At 35.0% G+C, this 20,018-nt stretch carries 19 protein-coding genes; 1 reads left to right on the top strand and 18 read right to left on the bottom strand.

The features are described from left to right. Positions 1-2: 2 nt before the first annotated feature. The 13 genes from rlmN to HYG86_RS16920 form a co-directional block, all read right to left on the bottom strand. The gene (gene rlmN, locus HYG86_RS16980) at positions 3-1,019 is read right to left on the bottom strand and encodes a dual-specificity RNA methyltransferase RlmN (protein ID WP_213166739.1); all 1,017 of its coding nucleotides are present in this window, start codon (positions 1,017-1,019) and stop codon (positions 3-5) included. After that, entirely contained in the window at positions 1,020-2,318 is a 1,299-nt protein-coding gene (gene rsmB / locus HYG86_RS16975; RefSeq protein WP_213166738.1) for a 16S rRNA (cytosine(967)-C(5))-methyltransferase RsmB, read from the bottom strand. A gap of 16 nt (positions 2,319-2,334) precedes the next feature. Continuing rightward, positions 2,335-3,024, bottom strand: coding sequence for a zinc metallopeptidase (locus HYG86_RS16970; RefSeq protein ID WP_213166737.1), 690 nt, complete (start codon positions 3,022-3,024; stop codon positions 2,335-2,337). Next, positions 3,024-3,782 (bottom strand): DUF116 domain-containing protein, encoded by a 759-nt coding sequence (locus HYG86_RS16965; RefSeq protein ID WP_213166736.1) that lies wholly within the window; start codon positions 3,780-3,782, stop codon positions 3,024-3,026. Before HYG86_RS16965 ends, HYG86_RS16970 begins: the two co-directional genes overlap by 1 nt. Then, complete coding sequence (gene fmt / locus HYG86_RS16960; protein WP_213166735.1) at positions 3,766-4,731, bottom strand: methionyl-tRNA formyltransferase; 966 nt, start codon at positions 4,729-4,731, stop codon at positions 3,766-3,768. The genes HYG86_RS16965 and fmt overlap by 17 nt, the downstream gene beginning before the upstream one ends. 9 nt (positions 4,732-4,740) lie before the next feature. Then, positions 4,741-5,199, bottom strand: a complete 459-nt coding sequence (gene def / locus HYG86_RS16955) for a peptide deformylase (protein ID WP_213166734.1) — start codon at positions 5,197-5,199, stop codon at positions 4,741-4,743. A 14-nt stretch (positions 5,200-5,213) separates the two neighbouring features. Continuing rightward, complete coding sequence (priA, locus tag HYG86_RS16950; protein WP_213166733.1) at positions 5,214-7,601, bottom strand: primosomal protein N'; 2,388 nt, start codon at positions 7,599-7,601, stop codon at positions 5,214-5,216. A gap of 336 nt (positions 7,602-7,937) precedes the next feature. Next, positions 7,938-9,140 (bottom strand): bifunctional phosphopantothenoylcysteine decarboxylase/phosphopantothenate--cysteine ligase CoaBC, encoded by a 1,203-nt coding sequence (coaBC, locus tag HYG86_RS16945; RefSeq protein ID WP_213166732.1) that lies wholly within the window; start codon positions 9,138-9,140, stop codon positions 7,938-7,940. A gap of 10 nt (positions 9,141-9,150) precedes the next feature. After that, positions 9,151-9,360: a DNA-directed RNA polymerase subunit omega gene (gene rpoZ, locus HYG86_RS16940; RefSeq protein WP_213166731.1), complete on the bottom strand. Its 210-nt coding sequence runs from the start codon at positions 9,358-9,360 to the stop codon at positions 9,151-9,153. Beyond that, positions 9,357-9,962, bottom strand: coding sequence for a guanylate kinase (gene gmk, locus HYG86_RS16935; protein WP_213166730.1), 606 nt, complete (start codon positions 9,960-9,962; stop codon positions 9,357-9,359). The genes rpoZ and gmk overlap by 4 nt, the downstream gene beginning before the upstream one ends. Positions 9,963-9,976: 14 nt before the next feature. Then, positions 9,977-10,258 (bottom strand): extracellular matrix/biofilm regulator RemA, encoded by a 282-nt coding sequence (gene remA, locus HYG86_RS16930; RefSeq protein WP_213166729.1) that lies wholly within the window; start codon positions 10,256-10,258, stop codon positions 9,977-9,979. Positions 10,259-10,301: 43 nt separating this feature from the next. Beyond that, entirely contained in the window at positions 10,302-11,180 is an 879-nt protein-coding gene (locus HYG86_RS16925; protein ID WP_213166728.1) for a YicC/YloC family endoribonuclease, read from the bottom strand. Positions 11,181-11,367: 187 nt separating this feature from the next. After that, complete coding sequence (locus HYG86_RS16920) at positions 11,368-14,073, bottom strand: calcium-translocating P-type ATPase, SERCA-type (RefSeq protein ID WP_213166727.1); 2,706 nt, start codon at positions 14,071-14,073, stop codon at positions 11,368-11,370. A 137-nt stretch (positions 14,074-14,210) separates the two neighbouring features. On the opposite strand from HYG86_RS16920, the gene HYG86_RS16915 reads away from it, so the two are divergent. Next, positions 14,211-15,962: an Rqc2 family fibronectin-binding protein gene (locus HYG86_RS16915; protein ID WP_213166726.1), complete on the top strand. Its 1,752-nt coding sequence runs from the start codon at positions 14,211-14,213 to the stop codon at positions 15,960-15,962. Positions 15,963-16,004: 42 nt separating this feature from the next. On the opposite strand, the gene HYG86_RS16910 is transcribed toward HYG86_RS16915, so the two are convergent. The 5 genes from HYG86_RS16910 to HYG86_RS16890 form a co-directional block, all read right to left on the bottom strand. Then, positions 16,005-17,246 (bottom strand): uracil-xanthine permease family protein, encoded by a 1,242-nt coding sequence (locus HYG86_RS16910; protein WP_213166725.1) that lies wholly within the window; start codon positions 17,244-17,246, stop codon positions 16,005-16,007. A gap of 264 nt (positions 17,247-17,510) precedes the next feature. Beyond that, positions 17,511-18,422, bottom strand: a complete 912-nt coding sequence (locus tag HYG86_RS16905; RefSeq protein WP_213166724.1) for an RluA family pseudouridine synthase — start codon at positions 18,420-18,422, stop codon at positions 17,511-17,513. A 6-nt stretch (positions 18,423-18,428) separates the two neighbouring features. After that, positions 18,429-18,887, bottom strand: coding sequence for a signal peptidase II (gene lspA, locus HYG86_RS16900; protein ID WP_213166723.1), 459 nt, complete (start codon positions 18,885-18,887; stop codon positions 18,429-18,431). An 83-nt stretch (positions 18,888-18,970) separates the two neighbouring features. Then, on the bottom strand, positions 18,971-19,594 hold the full coding sequence (locus HYG86_RS16895; RefSeq protein WP_213166722.1) for a TraR/DksA C4-type zinc finger protein: 624 nt from the start codon (positions 19,592-19,594) through the stop codon (positions 18,971-18,973). Between the two features lie 3 nt (positions 19,595-19,597). Beyond that, positions 19,598-19,897 (bottom strand): DUF5665 domain-containing protein, encoded by a 300-nt coding sequence (locus tag HYG86_RS16890; RefSeq protein ID WP_425489229.1) that lies wholly within the window; start codon positions 19,895-19,897, stop codon positions 19,598-19,600. Positions 19,898-20,018: the final 121 nt, after the last annotated feature.

Raw genomic sequence — 20,018 nt, 5'->3', positions numbered from 1 at the left:
CCTTAATTCTTCTTACGCAATTGTCCACAAGCTGCATCAATGTCCGAACCCAATTCCCTTCTTATAGTTGTGGTAAAACCTATATCCCTCAATACCTTTTGGAATTTTTCTATAACTTTATCACTGCTTTTTTCCAGTTCCTTATTAAATGAATTATTTACAGGTATTAAATTAATATTACAAAGAAGACCTGAAAGGGCCTTTGCTAAATTGAACGCATCTTTCTCTGAATCATTAAAATCCTTTATTAGTGTATACTCTATAGTCATTCTCCTACCAGTTTGCTCTACATAGTATTTGCACGCTGTTATGATTTCAGAAACTGTGTATCTTTTAGATATAGGCATTATTTCTCGTCTTTTTTCATCTTCAGCTGCATGTAAAGATAATGCCAAGGTAAGACCAAAACCTTCATCAGCAAGCTTATAAATGGCCGGTACTATACCCGATGTTGATAAAGTTATATTTCTTATGCCGATATTAAAGGTACTTTCGTCATTGACAAATCTAATGAATTTCATTACATTATCATAATTGTCTAGGGGCTCTCCTATACCCATAAGAACAATGTTTCCTATTCTCTTATTGGTAATTCTTTGAACTTGCCAAACCTGTTCAATTATTTCACTAGATGAAAGATTTCTTTGAAATCCCTCGGAACCTGAGTTGCAGAACACACAACCCATTTTACACCCAACCTGTGTGGATACGCAGATGCTTAGTCCGTGATTATATTCCATTAGTACAGTTTCCACGCTGCTCAGGTCTTTAAACTTAAACAAAAACTTCTTGGTACCATCTTTAGATACTTGTTTATCTTTTATAATTGCTTCACCAATCATGAAGTTATTACTTAAGTCCTCACGTAATTTTTGGGGTAAGTTCGTCATTTCCATGAAATTATTAACTTGTTTCTTATATATCCACTCTTCTATTTGCTTTATCCTAAATTTCTGACTGACATAAGGAGCCATTTTTTCTGCTAATTGATCCCTTGTTAAACCCACTACATTTATCATTTATTCACCTTCTCTTATTAATTTTGCTATATAAAATCCATGACAGTTATTCCTATGGGGGTAGAGTCTTCTTTGTGTATCCAGTCTAAATTTGTCATTTTCCTTAAGAAAACTAGCAATTATATCCTCATTTTCTTGTTTTGTCACAGTACAAGTAGAGTAAACTAAAACACCATTTGGCTTAAGTAGAGTAGCAGCATTGTTTATAAGTTTCTTTTGAATTTTTGCTATCTCACTTATATCTTCTATACTTTTATTCCACTTAATATCTGGTTTGTTAGTGATTACTCCTAATCCACTACAAGGTGCATCTAACAGTATCTTATCAAAATATTCTTTCTCAAAGATTTCTTGAGCATGGGTACCGTCTATTTTTTTAGCTTCAATATTTGATACTCCTAACCTTAAAGCCAAGTCCTCTATGAGTTTTAGCTTATGTTCATGAATATCACAGCTGGTTATCATCCCTTTGTTATCCATAAGCTGTGCCATATGTGTGCTTTTCCCTCCAGGGGCCGCACACATATCTAAAACACGCTCATCAGGGTCAGGACGAGGATCTAAAATTTCAGCCACCAAAATAGAGCCTTGATCTTGTACTACACAAAGCCCCTCGTCAAGTAAAGGCTTTAAAGTTTTAACAGGTACATGTTTTTGTAAAACTACCGCATCTTTCACAAAAGGAGAGTCATTTGCTTCTACACCCATCTTCGTAAGTGTTTGAGTTAGCTCCTCCTTAGTTGTTTTAAGGGTGTTAACCCGTAATGTCAACGGCAGTTTGTTGTTTAGACTAGCGCAAAACTCTTCAAGTTCCGTACTGTCTGTAAAAATTCCTTCAAATTCTTCAATCATCCATTCTTCTAAGGAGTATTTTAAGCTTAAATACTTTATATTATCATCTGTAGGTATAATAACTTTACCCTTGTCCCTTATTATACTACGTAAAACACCGTTTACAAAACTTCCTTTTGCACCACCTCCACGCTTTTTAGCTATATTCACAGCTTCTGATGTGATAGCGAAGTGGGGTGTACTTAAAAAATATATTTCGTAGGTTGACATCATTAATAGGTTTTTCAACCAATATTGTTGTTTATGTGGCCTTTTCACATACTTAGACAAAAGAAAATTTAAATATTTTTTGTGGGTTATAACTCCATAAACAACATTGGTAAAATAACCCTTGTCTTCAGAGCTGAAGGAATATTTATCTAAATATTCCTTCACTACTAAATTCGAAAATGCTTTATCTTTATCAACTTTTATTAGTGCTTCTAGGCAGTAGCTCCTAATATTCATAATTACCAAGCCTCACTTAATTTCTTCTACTATTTCTTAAAAGTAATAACCTTAGTATTTGTGCTAAAGCCACAGCAGTAGCTGCCACATATGTCAGAGCTGCAGCATCAAGTACCGCCTTTGAGCCTCTTTCCTCTTCAGGGTAGATATAGTTTCCTTCCGCTAGCATTGCCATGGCTCTAGTAGAAGCGTTGAATTCAACTGGCAAAGTGATTATTTGGAAGATAACGGCAAAGCTAAATAGAGCTATACCAATATCCATCAAAAGCAAATTACCACCAAAGAAAAAACCCGCTATAACTAAAGGCATAGCCATTGTGCTTCCAATTCGAGCTAGTGGGAAAAAGTTATTCCTAAAAGTCAAGAAAAAGTAGCTTTCAGCATGTTGTCTTGCATGACCGGTTTCGTGGGCGGCTATGCTTAGGGCTGCTAAAGATGATCCGTTATACACGTCCCTTGATAGCCTTACTTTTCTTGCCTTTGGATCATAATGGTCTGTTAAGTTTCCACCTGTTATTTCAACATCCACATCATAAAGCCCCATACTGTCTAACAGGCCTCTTGCTACATCCTTACCAGTGTAACCACGTTTCGAGGCTACACGGGCGTACTTGTTATAAGCACTTTTAACCTTTCCTTGGGCATAAAAAGCGAACAGCATAGCAGGCAAAACAAAAACAATATATCCTTGATCAAAGAAAAACATTATATCTCCTCCTTTAATAAGCTCTCTAAGCCTATTTTAAATTCATCTAAATTAACACCTGTGTTAAAACATGGGCCATTTGGTCTAATATTTATGACTCCTATTACAGGTAGTGGTTCGCAGTCTATGATACCACTGGTTAAATCTCGTTCACAGGCCACAGCCATAACAGCCTTTGGTTTTAGTTCCTTAATTTTTCTCCTTGCGATGGTTCCACCCGTGGCAACTAAAACATTGATCTTATATTTTTTTGACATTATTAATATATCTTTTATTTGGCATTTTCCACATTGTGTACAATTCTCAATATCATGGGTTATTTTATGTGTACATGATGCGTTTTGTATACAGTGGGGTAATAGTACAAGTATTTCTTCAGGTAAGTACTTAACCTTATTGTTTAACAACAGTTGATTGTTGATTTCAATAAAGGAACCTTTTATTTGCATTTCATCTAACTTCAACAACTTACAAAACATCATAACTAGAGGGTATAGCATCTTTATACTCCCTTTGATTACGGGGTTAAAGAAGGCAAATTTAGATTTTAGAAAAATACCTTGAACCAACATTAAGGTCCCTAAGCAAAATAGAGAAACAAAAGCTATTATTAAAGCCACCACAAACCAAATAATAAGCTTTATTGCCAGTATATCATTGTTAACCCCTAACCAAAAAATTAGCATAGTTGCCATTAAAACAACTACTGTTAGGATCATCAATACGATAAATATACGTTTTTTATATATTGTATTCAAATTTATCTCCTATCTTTATCTTATAACCATTGGCAAAAGAAGATGCATCCATCTTTGGTTTACTTGGTGGTTGAACAGTTTTTAGTAGTATTTGACCATCCCCAGTACTAACAATTATACCTTCAAAAGTCAAGTTAGTTATTATTCCAGGTGAAGCTATACATTCTTGTTGTTGTAATTGTTTTTGGTCTAGATCTAAGATTTCTGCTTTGTGTATCTTTAACCTTTCACCACCTAGATAACTAAAACAACCTGGCCATGGATTTAAACCTCTAATAAGGTTGTATAACTCATTGGTTGGAAGTCCCCAATCAAGTTTACCCATATCCTTTGATATCATGGGAGCGTAAGTTGCTGCATTCTCATCTTGCTTGATAGGAGTAATGTTCTTCTCTTCTATCATTTTTAATGTATCTATGAGTAGAGATGCTCCTATTTCTGATAATTTTATATGTAGTGAAAGTACATCGTCGTTGTTTTCTATTTCTATCTCTTTCTTTAATAGCATATCTCCTGTATCCATACCTGAATCCATCAGCATCGTAGTAATACCTGTTTTCTTCTTTCCGTGGACCAAAGCCCAGTGAATAGGTGCTGCACCTCGATATTCAGGTAGCAAAGAGCCGTGAATATTTATACATCCAAATGGAGGCACATTTAATATCTCAGGAGGAAGAATCTTACCGTATGCCACAACTACAATGACATCTGGCTTAAGGTCTTTAACTTTGTTAATAAACTCTGTATTACCTTTAATTTTCTCCGGCTGTAAAACATCCACTCCAATTTCTAAAGCAAATTCTTTTACGGGAGAAAAAGTAACTTTTTTCCCCCTGCCTCTTTTTTGATCTGGTTTTGTTACAACGGCAACAATTTCATGTTTGTTTTCATGTATTTTTTTTAATGTTGGCACGGCAAAATCAGGCGTACCCATAAAAATAATTCTCATTTAAATCACCTAATTCTCTACATATTTTTCTACTTTATCAATAAATAGTACACCATTGAGGTGATCTATTTCATGCTGAAGGGCTCTTGCTAAAAGCTCAGAGGCTCTGAATTTTCTCCTCTTACCATTTCTGTCTAAGCCTTCTACAACTATTTGAGTTGCCCTTGTCACTTCACCATAAATCCCTGGAATGCTTAAACAACCTTCAACATCCCTATGCTGGCCCTTTTCTTTAACAATCTTAGGATTAATCAGCTCAATAAGTTCAGATTCTTCAGAGATTTTAACAACTATAACCCTTTTTAGAACACCTACCTGAGGAGCAGCCAAACCAATCCCGTTATAATCATCCATTGTTTCAACCATATCGTCTAACAACTCAATTATCTCTTCATCTATGTTTTGAACTTCCTTTGACCTCTTTCTTAACAGAGGATGACTATCATTTAACACTTTTCTCACTGTCATAAAAAATGACCTCCCTACATCAAAGTTGCTGGATCTATGTCCACCTTTATATTAGTTATTATATCACTTTTAAACTTAATTAAATTTAATTGATTAATTATATTCAAAAAAGAAGTTTTATGTGGAAATTTTACTATTATCATAAACCTAAATTTGTTTTTTAATCTCGGTATAGCAGGAACCACAGGTCCAAGTAGTTGAATAGACTCTGGTATATTTTCTAATTTCTCCTCAAGCTTATTATATATCTCTCTAACCACTGCTCTTCCAGTGTTCTCACTTTTGGAAACAACTTCAATTTTCGCCAACCTTGTAAAAGGTGGATAAGCTAGGGATCTTCTCATGGCTAGCTCTTCATTATAAAACTCCTCATAACCATATTGCGAACTTGTTCTAATGCTATAGTGTTCAGGGGAATATGTTTGTAGTATTACCCTACCAGGGTAATCTGCCCTGCCAGCCCTGCCTGCAACTTGAGTAATGAGTTGAAAAGTTTTCTCACTACTTTTATAGTCTGGAAAATTTAGTGTCATGTCTGCAAGGATTATCCCTACCAGAGTAACTTTTGGAAAATCAAATCCCTTTGCTATCATTTGTGTACCTATTAGAACATTTGCTTTGCCTTCCAAAAAATTCTGATAAACTTCATTATAACTTGATGCTGTAGACATGGTATCGTTATCCATTCTAATAATTTTAGCCCCAGGAAAATTTTTCTGTATATCTTCTTTGAGCCTTTCGGTACCCAGCCCATTAAACCGTAAGTGTTTACTACTACATTTAGGACAACTATTGGGCAAAGACAAGGAATAGTTACAATAATGACATATTAGAAAATTACCCTGATGATGGGAAGTTAAGTTAACATCACAGTTAGGGCATTTAAAGGTAAAGCCGCATTCCCTACATAGGGTTGTAGCGGAGAATCCCCTTTTATTTAAAAATAAAATTACCTGCTCCCCTTTACCAAGTGTTTCACCAATGGCGCTATGAAGACTGTGGCTAAAGATACTTTTATTACCCTTTATCAGTTCCTCTCGCATGTCTACAATATCAATGTTAGGTAATGGTTTATTATTAGCTCTTTCGTTTAATTCTAATATCTTATAGTTCCCAATTTTACTGTTATAATAACTCTCTATACTAGGAGTAGCACTACCTAAAAGTAGGGTGCCATTGGTCTGCTCAAGCCTTTTTTTGGCAACATCTCTTGTCACATACCTGGGTTGTTCCTCTTGTTTATATGTACTTTCGTGTTCCTCGTCTATTATTATGGCACCTAAGTTCTTAAAAGGAGCAAAAACTGCACTCCTAGCACCAACAGCAATCTTGACTTTACCCTCTTTTATCTTTAGCCATTGGTCAAATTTTTGTCCTTCTGTTAAACCTGAATGTAGAACAGCCACCATATCACCGAACCGTTCCTTAAACCTACTGACCATCATAGGAGTTAAAGAAATCTCTGGTACCAAGATTATAGCATCTTTCCCATTATTAATTAACTCTTTTACAAAACGAAGATAGACCTCCGTCTTACCACTACCGGTAATGCCTTTAAGTAAGAAAGTAGTAGTACTTTCTTCGTATATAGATTCAACTAATTGACCAAATATTTTTTGTTGCTGGCAATTTAACTCTTTGGGCTGTACCTCATTTAGGTTAAGTGTGTCAGGCTCTCTATAAACTTTTATCTTTTTTGACTTAATATAACCTTTTTCTTGAAATACTTTAACAGCCCCCCTTAATGGGGCTGGTAGTTCAGATAAAATCAGGCGTTGTTGATTGTCAAGAAGCTCTAAAAGTTGCTGTTGTCTCAAGGCAGTAGCAGGTACTGTAATTTCATCTATGTCCCTATCAAGGGTTATTTCTTGTAAATATTTTTCCTTGACAACTGTTTTAATATTTAGGGTTTTCTTTATATAGCCTTCTAGTAAGTATCTATTAATTTGATCTTTAGTTAATTGAAAATTATCTAAGATATCTCCTAACTGCCTAGGTTTACTTAAAAAATCGTTAAAATCCGAATCTAAGGTAGACCTTACTAGGGAATACTGCTCTGATAATTGAAGCTTTATTCCCCGTGGCAGCATACTTTGGATACATGAAAACAACGATGAATTATAGTTAAAAGAAAGCCATTTAGCCAGTTTTACCAATTTCTCATCTAAGATACTTGGAAATTCTAGCACCTTATCTATTTCTTTCAATTTAAATTTTTCGTTGTTTATATAGTTTTCTTCAATGTCTACAACAAACCCTTGGACCATGCGCCTATTGAAGGGAACAATAACCCTACTGCCTATTTCTATAAATGCATCTAGGTGGGGTGGAATCATATAGTCAAATGTTTTATCTATATCCCTAAGCGGGCAATCTACAACAATTTTTGCAGCTTTTTCCATTATTAGACCCCCTCATTATCATTTTATTATATCATATTTTCACTTTATTTTTTACAGTAAAAAAATAAAACCATAGACCTATGTCCATGGTTTTATCTACAAAAAAACTAATATGCCTAGACTAAAAATTTTACGAGGTTAAACATTACCAACATTAACCCAATAACAATAGCCATTCTTACCATTACATTCTTGGTTACCTGTTTACCCATGTTTATTCCTCCTATTCGGAATTTTCTTTTATTTGTTATATTATATTAAAGTATTAGCGAAAAAAGTGCCTAAATCCTGCAATGTGAAAAAATAAACTTCCAATAAAAAATACAACAAGATATATCAGTCTTGTTGTATTTTTTGAATAATTTTTTTAAGAATTTCATTGGCACATTGTGATTTTGTTAACAATGGCAACTCCTCTATTATCCCATTATCTTCAATGATCGCGATTTTATTGGTATCTGCGTTAAATCCCGATTCTTCTTTACCGATTTCATTTACCACTATCATGTCTAGGTTTTTCTTTTTCAGCTTTTCCAAAGCGTATTCCTTTAGATTTATTGATTCAGCAGCAAAACCCACTAAAATCTTTCCTTTTTTATTTTTGCCAAGTTCCATAAGTATATCAGTGTTCTTAGCCAGTTCTATGGAATTAAATGTTTCCTTTTTAAGCTTATTTTTGCTGTAATCCTTAGGTCTGTAGTCAGAAACAGCTGCAGCCATGATAACTATATCTGTGTCAGTGAACTTTTCAATAACCTTCTCGTGCATCTGAGTTGCAGAAGTTATAGGATAGTAGTTTACATTTTTAGGAACTTCTAAATTTGTAGGTCCACTTATCAAAGTCACCTGGGCGCCTAAATTTACTGCTTCTATAGCCAAGGCGTAGCCCATTTTTCCACTGGAATAGTTTGTTATATAACGAAATGGATCTATGGCTTCCCTTGTGGGTCCCGCAGTAATTAATATTTTTTTGCCATTTAAGGGTTTAGGCTTTTCACTTTTATCAAAGAAATCCTCAACATAATCAAGTATTTGTTGAGGTTCTGCCATTTTTCCTTTACCCACATCACCACAGGCTAATCTTCCAGCGTTAGGCTCAATAAAGCAATACCCTAAGCCTTTAAGATCTAGGATATTTCTTTGTACTATAGGATTTTCATACATATTGGTGTTCATGGCAGGAGCAAATACAACAGGTGCTTTTGTAGCCATAATTGTGGTTGTAAGTAAGTCATCGGCAATCCCTGTAGAAACTTTTCCAATGACATTAGCTGTTGCTGGAGCAACAATAAATAGTTCTGCTCTTTTAGCAAGGGCAATATGCTCAGTATTCCACTGTGGAAGATTGAACATATCCATATAAACCTGATTTTGAGAAAGGGATTGGAAAGTTGTTTCTGTGACAAATTCCCTCCCGTGTTTAGTTAGTATTACAAAAACATCAAAGTCAGCCTTCTTTAGCTTACTGACTAAATCTGCAGCTTTATAAGCAGCAATACCTCCTGTAACACCTAGGACCACTGTTCCTCTTTTCCCCATAACATTCTCCCTACTTAAGTTTATTTTCTACAAGGCGTCTATAAGTTATTTTATCACCCATAACCTCTTCAAGAGCGGTTCCTACTGTTTTCTTACCCCTACTTTCCAATAGTTTTTCGCTACCTGCCAAAAGTTCACGGGATCTTCTAGCGGCTATAACCACTAGACTGTATTTATTGTCTACCTTAGTTAACAGTTTATCAATTGATGGGTATATCATTTCCAATATTCCTCCTTAAGGACTTTATTTCGGTTTACCTTGCATTTTTCAGCAATTATGATTGATTGGATTTTTTCAGTTGCTTTTTCAACTTCATCGTTTAGCACAACATAGTTATAGTTTATAAGCTGGTCTATCTCACCTTGGGCAGCGGCTAGCCTTTTTTCTATAACCTCTTTTGAGTCAGTGCCACGTTTGTATATTCTGCTTGCTAATTCTTCCATGGACGGTGGTAACAAAAATATAAAGACCCCATTAGGAAAGTTTTTAAATATTTGCTTTGCACCTTCAACATCAATCTCCAATATAACATCTTGCCCAGATTTTAGAGTCTCTATAACAAATTCAGTTGGAGTTCCATAATAGTTATCATAAACCTTAGCCCATTCTAAGAGCTGGTTATTTTTTATCATGTCTTGAAACTCTTCCACAGATGTGAAAAAATAATTTACTCCATGTTCTTCTCCCTTTCGGGGTTTCCTTGTTGTAACAGAAGTTGAGTATTTTATTTCACTACATTTTTGGAGTAATGATTTGCATACTGTCCCTTTTCCTGCTCCTGATGGTCCAGAAACTACTAATAGTAATCCTTCTTGTGACATATCATATCCTCTCCCTATTCTTCCTCTTGACTCTGATCATTACTTTGGTTTGATTCTTTAGATTGCAGTCTTTGTGCCACGGTTTCTGGCTGAACAGCAGAAAGAATAATATGTTCACTGTCTGTAATAACAACAGCCCGTGTCCTTCTACCATAAGTTGCATCAATAAGCATACCCTTATCCCTTGCTTCTTGTATTATTCTTTTAATAGGAGCTGACTCAGGACTGACTATAGCCACAATTCTATTTGCTGATACTATGTTGCCAAATCCTATATTAATTAATTTAATATCCATTTCGTTACCTCCGTCTCTCTCAAAATATCTATGTAGTTCATTCTTATTCAATGTTTTGTATTTGTTCCCTAATCTTTTCAGCCTCACCTTTGATATCTACAACTATTTTAGCTATGTTATAATTATTTGCCTTTGAGCCTATGGTGTTTACTTCCCTGTTTATCTCTTGTAATAAAAAGTCTAATTTTCTTCCCACAGAATCACCCGTATTTACTGTTTTTACAAATTCAATCAGATGACTTTCAAGACGTACTATTTCTTCTGTTATGCTGCATCTCTCAGCGAATAGTGCAATTTCACTAAGCAATCTAGATTCGTCAAATTCTAGACCCTCGGTTTTCAATTTGCTGACTCTTTGACCTAGTTTTTCTCTGTATTCTTCCACTACAGTGTTTTGACTATCCTTTATACCTGCTAATAATTCCCTTATTACATTTAATCTATACTCTATATCCTCTTTCAATCTTTGCCCTTCGTCAAATCTCATAGAATTAAATTCCTTAAGTCCTGTTTTAAGAGAACTTATAATGCTTTCTTTAATAAAGTTTTCTTCTATAACAACCTTTTTATCAGTTACCACTCCATTAACTAGCAATAATCTATCTATGTTAGTGGGTGCATCCATATTTAATTCCTCTGCTACAAGCCTGCTTTGATTTACCAAGTGAATTAATAATTCTTTGTTTATTTCTTGACCCGAGGAGCCCAAATTATTTTTCCATTTCAGTTTGATATCTATTCTTCCTCTTTTAACTGATTTTCTTACCACAGATTTGATTTCTTCTTCTATAAAAGAAAAGTCGTCAGGCATCTTTACAACGATATCTAAATATCGATTGTTAACACTTTTTATTTCAATTGTCACTGTTTCACTTGCAATTTCTACTATTTGTCTTGAAAATCCTGTCATACTACGTATCATTATATAGTTTCACCACCCTCTTGATAATTTTAACCAATAAATCTCAAAAATTCAAGCTATTTCTCTAAATTCTACGTTTTTGCTCGTTTTTATAAAAGACTGGCCATTTTGTAGTGCTAAATTTTTTGACTTTTTTTCATATAAAAAGAGCAGCCAACCAAGGCTACTCATTTTATATTTTTAGTATTCACTTTGTAGTTACAGCTTTGGGTTTGAATACAAACAGTAGTATTAATTTTATCATTTGGATTGCATAAGGTATACAAACTATACAGACAATCCATAACCAATCTGTTAACTCTAAGGGTTTAGTTGAGAATACCCCTTGTAAGCTTGGTAGATAAATTACAATAAGCATAAGAACTGATGATGAAAGCACTGCAAAGACTAAATACAAATTACTAAAAATGTTTATTTCAAATATGGACTTGTCTTCACTCTTACAATCGAATACATGGAACAACTGTGCACATATAAGTGTTGCAAAGGCCATGGTTCTTGCAAATTCTATATCACCCATTGATTTTCTATAGCCAATGATGAACATGGTAAGGGTAATAAACCCTATTAACATCCCCCTACTAAATATCTTAAAGTCTAACCCCCTAGAAAAAATACTTTCATTTTTACCCCGGGGTTTTCTCTCCATGATACCTTTTTCAGCTTTTTCTAACCCCAGGGCCATTGCAGGCAACCCATCTGTTGCTAGATTGACCCACAGTATTTGAATAGGCTTTAAAGGTAGTGGCAAGCCCATAAGCATTGCCAATAGCATAGTCATTATCTCACCAATATTACACGAGAGCAAAAAACGTATAAATTTTCTAATATTATCATAAATACTTCTTCCTTCTTCAACAGCTTCAACAATTGTTGCGAAGTTATCGTCTGTTAGTATTAGGGATGCAGCCTCTTTTGTTACTTCAGTACCCGTTATACCCATTGCTATTCCTATATCTGCCTCTTTTATGGCTGGACCGTCATTTATCCCATCCCCAGTCATTGCAACGGTGTGACCTATTGCTTTAAGTGCTTTAACAATTTTAAGTTTATGTTCCGGTAGAACTCTAGCATAGACATAAACTTCATCCACTACCTCTTTTAATTCCTCAAAACTCATACTAGACATATCTATTCCTGTCAGCACCTTTCCATATTCAGGTAGAATTTTAAGTTGTCTAGCTATGGCAGTGGCAGTATCCTTATGATCACCAGTGATCATAACTGTTTTTATTCCTGCTCTCTTGCACTTTTCAACAGCACTAAAAACCTCTGGCCTAGGGGGGTCAGATATGGCGCAGACACCCACAAATATCATATTGCTTTCAACTGAATAGTCGTTAGTATAAGTATTATAGCTTAATGCTATGTTTCTATATCCTTCTTTACCATAATCCTCAATTACCCTTTTGATGGTTTCTTTTTTTGATTCTGTTAGAGGCTGTTCTATGCCCTTTTCAAGAATTTTAGTACATTTATCTAAAACAATATCAGGGGCACCCTTTGTAAGTGTAAATTTACTTGCTCCCTTATCAACAACTACACTCATCATTTTTCTAGATGAATCAAAGGGGAATTCCTTAAATATTTTATAGTTAGTTAAGAGTTTCTCTTTCCACCACCCAGTCTTTGCTCCTAAAACTAATAACGCCCCTTCTGTTGGATCTCCATCAATTGACCAGTTGTCTTTACCTTTTCTAAACATACCCTTAATAGGAATTTCCTTTTTATGTAGAGTGGCATTATTGCACAACACCGCTATTTCCATTAATTTTTCTAAGATTTTATTTTCTGTACTTACAGTTTGATTTTTTAAAAATAGCTGACCTCTAGGTTCATACCCATTACCTGTTACCTCGATATTGCTGTTATCAAAGTACACCTTTTCAACTGTCATTTTATTTTGGGTAAGGGTACCTGTCTTATCGCTACACACAACTGTTGCACAACCTAGGGTCTCAACGGCAGGTAGCTTCCGAACAATTGCCCTCCTTCTTAACATCCTTTGTACACCAATAGCTAAGCACACTGTAACTATAGCAGGCAAACCTTCTGGTATGGCAGCAACTGCGAGACTTACACCTGCTAGGAACATTTTATAGATATCTTCACCACGCCATATACCAACGAGAACCACTAAGACACTGACAATAAGGCAAATTGTTACCAAAATCTTACCCAACTGTGCAAGTCTTATTTGGAGGGGTGTAGGCTCATTTCCCGCTGTTTGAATCATATCTGCAATTTGCCCCATGGCTGTATCCATTCCAGTGGCCACAACCACACCTTTTCCTCTACCTTTAGTAACAGATGTTCCTTTAAAACATGAATTTACAGCATCAGCTATATTTATTCCATCGACCATTTTTGTGGCGTCTTTTACTACAGGTACCGATTCGCCAGTAAGGGCAGATTCGTCAACCTCCAGTGAATATTCTTCAATAATTCTAAGATCCGCTGGGACCTTATCTCCACTACTCAGTAAAACTATGTCCCCTACAACTAATTCTTTTGTATCCACATTAACTGTTTTTCCATCCCGTATAACTTTAGTTTTAGGTGCTGTAAGTTTTGAAAGGGCCTGTAATGATTTTTCTGCTTTGTATTCCTGGATGAAGCCAAGAACTGCATTAAGCATAATGATTATTACAATTGTTATACCATCGTATATTTCGCCTAAGATACCTGAAATAAGAGTTGCCATTAACAATACCAACACCATTGCATCTTTAAACTGACTTAAAAATATACTAATGGGCGAGATACTATGGGTTTTTTGTAATATATTTTCACCATCTTTTTTTAATCTTTGCTGGTGCTGTTTAGAGTTTAATCCCCTTTCAAAGTCTGTCACTAATTTGGATTGTATTTCCTTTAAAGAAAGGTCTAACACCTCTTATACACCTCCTTTTGTTTACTACAAAATTTTTATGCAATAACTTAGAAAATAATACTTAACTTTCACGTTTTACATATGTTTTGACTAAATAACCAAATTTAGCTAAACTAAAGATAAAGGGGGCAAATTATATGCTAGATATTTTGTTTTTAAATAAATATGTAAGTGAAGTAAGTAACGATTTAATAAATTCAAGGGTAGATAAGATATACCAACCCCGTAGCTTAGAGCTATTGTTTTCTATTAGAAAACCTGGCGAAACAGTTTTTTTAAGACTTGATTCAGGTGCTGAAAATACACACTTTAGAATAACAAAAAAATCTACGGAAAACCCCAGTAATCCTCCTGCATTTTGTATGTTGTTAAGGAAATACCTCATAGGCAGCAAAATCCTAGAAGTAAATGTTGTGGAAAATGAGAGGATAATAAATTTTGTCTTTCAAGGAAGGCATCCAAATGGCAATGTTGCTAAATGGATACTTTCCTTTGAAATCATGGGGAAACATAGTAATGTAGTATTTTATCAGGTAGACACACTTGAAGTATTAGGGCTGCTAAAGCCTATCCAGTCATCCGTTAGAGAGCTCAAAGTAGGTGGACAGTACTCGCTCCCACCTGCTCAATTAAAATTGTCAGAAGGTAATTTGAATACCAAAGAGTTCATGATTAGATCACTAGGTGATGAGAACTTAAACCTCGACAAAGTTATAGTTAAGTACTTTCCAAAGGCTAGCCCAATACTAGTAAAGGAATTTTTATACAAGTACTCTTTAGAAAATGAACCCTTAGGCAAGTTAGATGATAATAAAATAGGTGTTATAATAGATAAATATAAAGATTTTCTCCAGAATATAAAGTTTAAACCTATAATGTTCATTGACAGTAAAGGAATGTTGAAAGACTTTTATTGTATGCAACTGGATCATCTAAATGGGAAAATTAAAAGTCAAGAACACACTTCATTTATGGATTTAGTCAGGGAATTTTACGATACCAAAGAGTCAATAGATATTATAAATAGAACCAAATCTATTCTTAACAAAGTCATAAACCAAAGTCTTAAGAAGTTACAAAAAAAGCAAAAAACTCTAAATAAGGATTTAGACCTTTACACAAATAGCAATCACTTTAAAGACATAGGTGATTTACTAATGGCAAACTTACACTTCATAAAAAAGGGAATGACTAGTATAGATGTAATTAATTATTTTACTTCTCAAACCGAGACAATAAAGCTCGATCCAAGCCTAAACCCCATACAAAATAGTCAGTATTACTATAAAAAATACTCTAAGGCAAAAAGGGGACTTGCCATAGTACAAGACAACTTAAATAAAGTAAATGAAGAAATCTTGTACCTAGAGTCTTTGATTTTGTATGTTGAAACTAATACCGATAGAATAGGCTTATTAGAAATAGAAAAAGAACTTGAAAAAGAGGGTTATGTTAAACACAAAGTGGAAAAGGGATTTAAAAATGGCCAAAATCAAAAAAAGACTCCTGAGGAGTCAAAACCATTAAACTATATATCCAGTGATGGATTTACTATTTTAGTTGGTAGAAATAATAAACAAAACGACCAACTTACTCTGAGAGTGGCTAAAAAGGATGATGTATGGTTCCATGTTAAAGGCATACCTGGTAGTCATGTCATCATAAAAGATGGCTCCAGGGCTCCCGAGAACACCTTATACGAGGCAGCCCTCCTCGCCGCATACTATAGCAAAGGTAAATTGTCTTCTAATGTACCAGTGGACTACACAGAAGTAAAAAATGTTTTTAAACCCAAAGGGGCAAAACCAGGAATGGTAAATTATGTTGAGTATAAAACTTTGTTTGTGACACCTTCTGAAGAAAATATTGTAAAGATGGAGAGAACATAAAAAATAACCCTCACGGGTTATTTTTTTTACTATTATATTATATTACTTACTTACTTTTTCAGGTAAGACAGCATTTAAGAATATACCTACAAGGGCACCTAGTCCCATTCCGTAGAATCCTAATATTTCGATTCCACTTAAGGCAAATATTAAAATTGAGGATACTATGATAAGGTTTCTAGTGTTTGCTAGATCTATTTTAGAATCAACTAATGTTCTAATCCCCACTGAAGATATCATACCGAAAAGTAGTATTACGATACCGCCCATTACTGCTACTGGGATTGTAGCAAGTAAGGCACCGAATTTTGGCAAGAAACTTAGTACAAGAACTATTAAAGCAGCCACTTGCACTACTATAGGTTCTCTAACCTTTGTGATTGCAAGTACACCAATATTTTCACCATAGGTTGTGTTTGGAGGGCCACCTACAAAGGCAGCTAATAAGGTGGCTACTCCATCACCTAAGATGGTTCTGTGTAAGCCAGGTTCCTTAACGAAATCTTGCTCAACTGTTTTTCCTATAGCCAGTACATCACCTAAGTGCTCTACTAGTGTAACAATAGCAAATGGTACTATTGCTACCATGGCTGATATCTCAAATTCTGGTTTAATGAAGTTTGGAAGTGCTGGCATCCAGCTTGTTTTAGCAAGTTCACTAAAATCAAAAATTGCTTCTGTACCAATAATTCCTGTTAAAAACTCTGGTACCATGTTGTTTACTATCAAGAAGTTGAAGATTAAAGCTATTACATAACCACCGGCTATACCCAGTAGTATTGGGATTATTTTAAGCATTCCTTTGCCAAAGATGGTGAAGGCAATAACTATGGATAGTGTAATAAGTGCTAGTGGTAGGTGCCCTGAAGCCATATCGTTAGCAACACCTGCTAAAGACAAACCAATTGTCATAATTACTGGACCTACAACAACTGCTGGTAAGTATTTCTCAAAAAACTTAGTTCCCACGACTTTTACTAAAGCTGATACAATTACATATACCAAACCTACAACAACACATGCTCCCATGGCTACTGCAATAGAGTGGCTATCTCTAACCACTATAATAGGGGCTATAAAAGCGAAGGAAGATCCTAAGTATGCTGGCACCTTACCTTTTGTTATGATTGCAAATAAAATAGTACCCATACCTGATGTAAATAGTGCTACTAATGGATCAAGACCTGTAAGGGCTGGTACAAGTATTGTTGCACCGAACATTGCGAATAAATGTTGAATGGATAATGGCAAAATGTTAAGGGGTGTTAATTTTCTCTCTGACATTTGATTTCCTCCTCAGGTTTTTTTAGCCTTAGGGGGGAATAAGGAAACTATTACTTCCTTACTAGGCTCCCGACCCAGTTTAAAGGTTCCCTGTATGTTTTTGGCATAAAAAAACTTCTTGCTTAGCAAGAAGTAGTATACCCTAAATCATATAGGTTCACTCCTTACTAATCTCTCGGATTAGTTTAAAGGCTTAGATAGATATTAACATACAAATAGACATTATTCAACACTTTTTTTATATTATTTATGAATATGAAACTTTTATAGGCTTACTTTCTTAATCATGTTGTTAAAATACAGTGGAATCTCGCTGTCCCACTCCATCCACTGGCCTGTCTTAGGGTGAGTAAGTCCTAAAGTTTTCGCGTGAAGTATTTGCCCTTCAGATTTGAATTTTTGTTTCTTAAACCCATAAGTGGGATCTCCAAGTAAAGGATGACCAATATAACTTAAATGCACCCTTATTTGATGAGTCCTTCCTGTTTCCAGTTTCAGTTCCACTAAGGTATGATTTTTAAATCTTTCTAAGACATTAAAATGAGTTATGGCTTCTCGGGTTCTACCTTTTGTTACCACAGCCATTTTCTGCCTGTCCACAGGATGCCTTGCTATAGGTGCATGGATAACACCCTTCTCTTCTTTTATAATACCCTCGGCTATAGCCCAGTAGATTTTCTTAGTGGTTCTATCCTTCATTTGGTTGGACAAATCCTGGTGTGCTGCATCATTTTTGGCAATGACCAAGAGGCCAGATGTGTCTTTATCTAGCCTATGTACTATCCCTGGTCTTATAACACCACCAATGGTTGAAAGATCTTTAATATGATATAGTAATGCATTAACCATTGTCCCATGGCTATGCCCTGGTGCAGGATGTACAACCATACCACGGGGCTTATTTATAACAGCTAAATCCTTGTCTTGGTAAACAATCTCTAGTGGTATATTCTCAGGATTCACGTTGGAATCCTCAGGGTCAGGGATTGTTACTATAACTGTATCTTCTGGTTTAAGCTTGTGGTTTACTTTGTAAATTATTACTCCATTTACCTTTACATTTCCGTTTATGATTAACTTTTGAATTTGGGATCTGGAAATCCCTTGTAACTCATCAGCTAGATAGCCGTCTATTCTTTTATTTTCTGTTGCGATTATTTCCATCTCGTCATACATTTTTGGCTACACCTCAGCTTTTTTCTCGTTAATATACTCTAACAAAACCTCCAGTGCAAATAGTCCTACACCTATAACAATAGCCATATCAGCTATGTTAAAAACCGGGGACCACACTTTGAAATCTAGAAAATCAACAACATATCCTTCTCGGATCCTATCTATAAAATTACCAATTGCACCACCGATCTGTAAGGCGAATGCTATTTTTAAAAGTAGTTGATCCTTTTTTAGCTTATAAACATAGTACCCTAGGATTATAACCACAAGTGTGGTTATTATAATAAAGAATTCAGTTCTGTAGGCTAAAATTCCAAAGGCAGCGCCCGGATTACGTACATATGTAATATGAAAAAAATTGTTGATGACAGGGATTGATTGACCTAAAACCATGTTATTTACAATTATAAGTTTGCTAATTTGATCGATTAAAATTATTCCTAAGATAATGATGATGATACCCATTTTTGTCACTCCGTTCAATATTTTCTTATACTTAAGTAATTCTAACAAAAAAAAACTTGCTTGTCTAACGAAAGACCTGCAAGTTATTTTTTAAATTTCCTATTGGTTGAAATATCACCATCCATATCTTCTTGAAAAATCTCTTCAACTTCCTCTACGAATCCTCTACTCTCATTGGAATGTTCATAGGCCATATCCTTAGATTCTTCCTGTACATCTTGCCCTGTCTCAGAGGTTCCATATCTAGCCACATCCTGCCAGCTATCTTCCCCATCATAAAGTGTTTCATCTTTGTTCCCTCTGTAGCTACGATTAAAGGGGACTTCTAAGACTTCCTCTTCCACAGGTCTGCGACTATTGAAATTCTCTCCTTTGCTGCTATTACAGCCTTTACACTCAACAGCGTATGGAACGGCATCTAGCCTTGGCCCCTCAATCTCCTTACCACATTTACTACAAACACCATATGTCCCTTTTTCTATATTTTCTAAGGCGTCATTTATTTTATCGAGCATCATATCATTATTTTCCCTTATACTTAAATCTTTGCTTCTCTCAAAAAGTTCATCCCCTACATCAGCTGGGTGGTTATCTATAAGGGATAACTCCCCTGTACTATCTTTAAAGGACTTGATATCGTTTAGGCCATTTTCTTCTATGTCTTGTTTAAGGTCTAATAGTTGTTTTTTATACTTACTGATATCCAATTTTTATGATCCTCCTTGAGTTTGATTTTGTACAAGTCTTACTATATCTGCAATAAAGTCTCCAATTACAGGAAGATTAAGTAATACTACCCTTTGAAGAAAATAAATAACTAAGGCACCTAGTAGTGTAAAACCGACAGCCATTCCTAACCCTCTAGCTACACCACCTAAAAAATTAACCATAAGGTATCTCTTAGGGTCATTTAGCATATTCATATACTCAGCTAATTGCATCCTTTCCATTTTCAATGAAAGGTCTTCAATCCTATCAAGTAAATGTTTCTCTATCTGACTTTTTTTCAAAAGAAACACCATCCCTTACTAAAAATAGTATTACACTAAAGTCTATTAAAAATGTAACCATAAAATACGACCTTTTAAAATCTTTAAAACCTTTCCGTAATTGACAAAATGAAATAGCTTG

Source organism: Alkalicella caledoniensis (assembly GCF_014467015.1).
Classification (GTDB): domain Bacteria; phylum Bacillota; class Proteinivoracia; order Proteinivoracales; family Proteinivoracaceae; genus Alkalicella; species Alkalicella caledoniensis.
This window is presented reverse-complemented; position numbering and strand designations above follow the sequence as displayed.

Bases quoted from the DNA above. Each gene is read 5' to 3' on its own strand.
- rlmN (WP_213166739.1), bottom strand. From the start codon at position 1,019: ATGATAAATGTAGTGGGTTTAACAAGGGATCAATTAGCAGAAAAAATG.
- rsmB (WP_213166738.1), bottom strand. From the start codon at position 2,318: ATGAATATTAGGAGCTACTGCCTAGAAGCACTAATAAAAGTTGATAAA.
- HYG86_RS16970 (WP_213166737.1), bottom strand. From the start codon at position 3,024: ATGTTTTTCTTTGATCAAGGATATATTGTTTTTGTTTTGCCTGCTATG.
- fmt (WP_213166735.1), bottom strand. From the start codon at position 4,731: ATGAGAATTATTTTTATGGGTACGCCTGATTTTGCCGTGCCAACATTA.
- def (WP_213166734.1), bottom strand. From the start codon at position 5,199: ATGACAGTGAGAAAAGTGTTAAATGATAGTCATCCTCTGTTAAGAAAG.
- priA (WP_213166733.1), bottom strand. From the start codon at position 7,601: ATGGAAAAAGCTGCAAAAATTGTTGTAGATTGCCCGCTTAGGGATATA.
- coaBC (WP_213166732.1), bottom strand. From the start codon at position 9,140: ATGGGGAAAAGAGGAACAGTGGTCCTAGGTGTTACAGGAGGTATTGCT.
- rpoZ (WP_213166731.1), bottom strand. From the start codon at position 9,360: ATGATATACCCATCAATTGATAAACTGTTAACTAAGGTAGACAATAAA.
- gmk (WP_213166730.1), bottom strand. From the start codon at position 9,962: ATGTCACAAGAAGGATTACTATTAGTAGTTTCTGGACCATCAGGAGCA.
- remA (WP_213166729.1), bottom strand. From the start codon at position 10,258: ATGGATATTAAATTAATTAATATAGGATTTGGCAACATAGTATCAGCA.
- HYG86_RS16925 (WP_213166728.1), bottom strand. From the start codon at position 11,180: ATGATACGTAGTATGACAGGATTTTCAAGACAAATAGTAGAAATTGCA.
- HYG86_RS16915 (WP_213166726.1), top strand. From the start codon at position 14,211: ATGCTAGATATTTTGTTTTTAAATAAATATGTAAGTGAAGTAAGTAAC.
- HYG86_RS16910 (WP_213166725.1), bottom strand. From the start codon at position 17,246: ATGTCAGAGAGAAAATTAACACCCCTTAACATTTTGCCATTATCCATT.
- HYG86_RS16905 (WP_213166724.1), bottom strand. From the start codon at position 18,422: ATGTATGACGAGATGGAAATAATCGCAACAGAAAATAAAAGAATAGAC.
- lspA (WP_213166723.1), bottom strand. From the start codon at position 18,887: ATGGGTATCATCATCATTATCTTAGGAATAATTTTAATCGATCAAATT.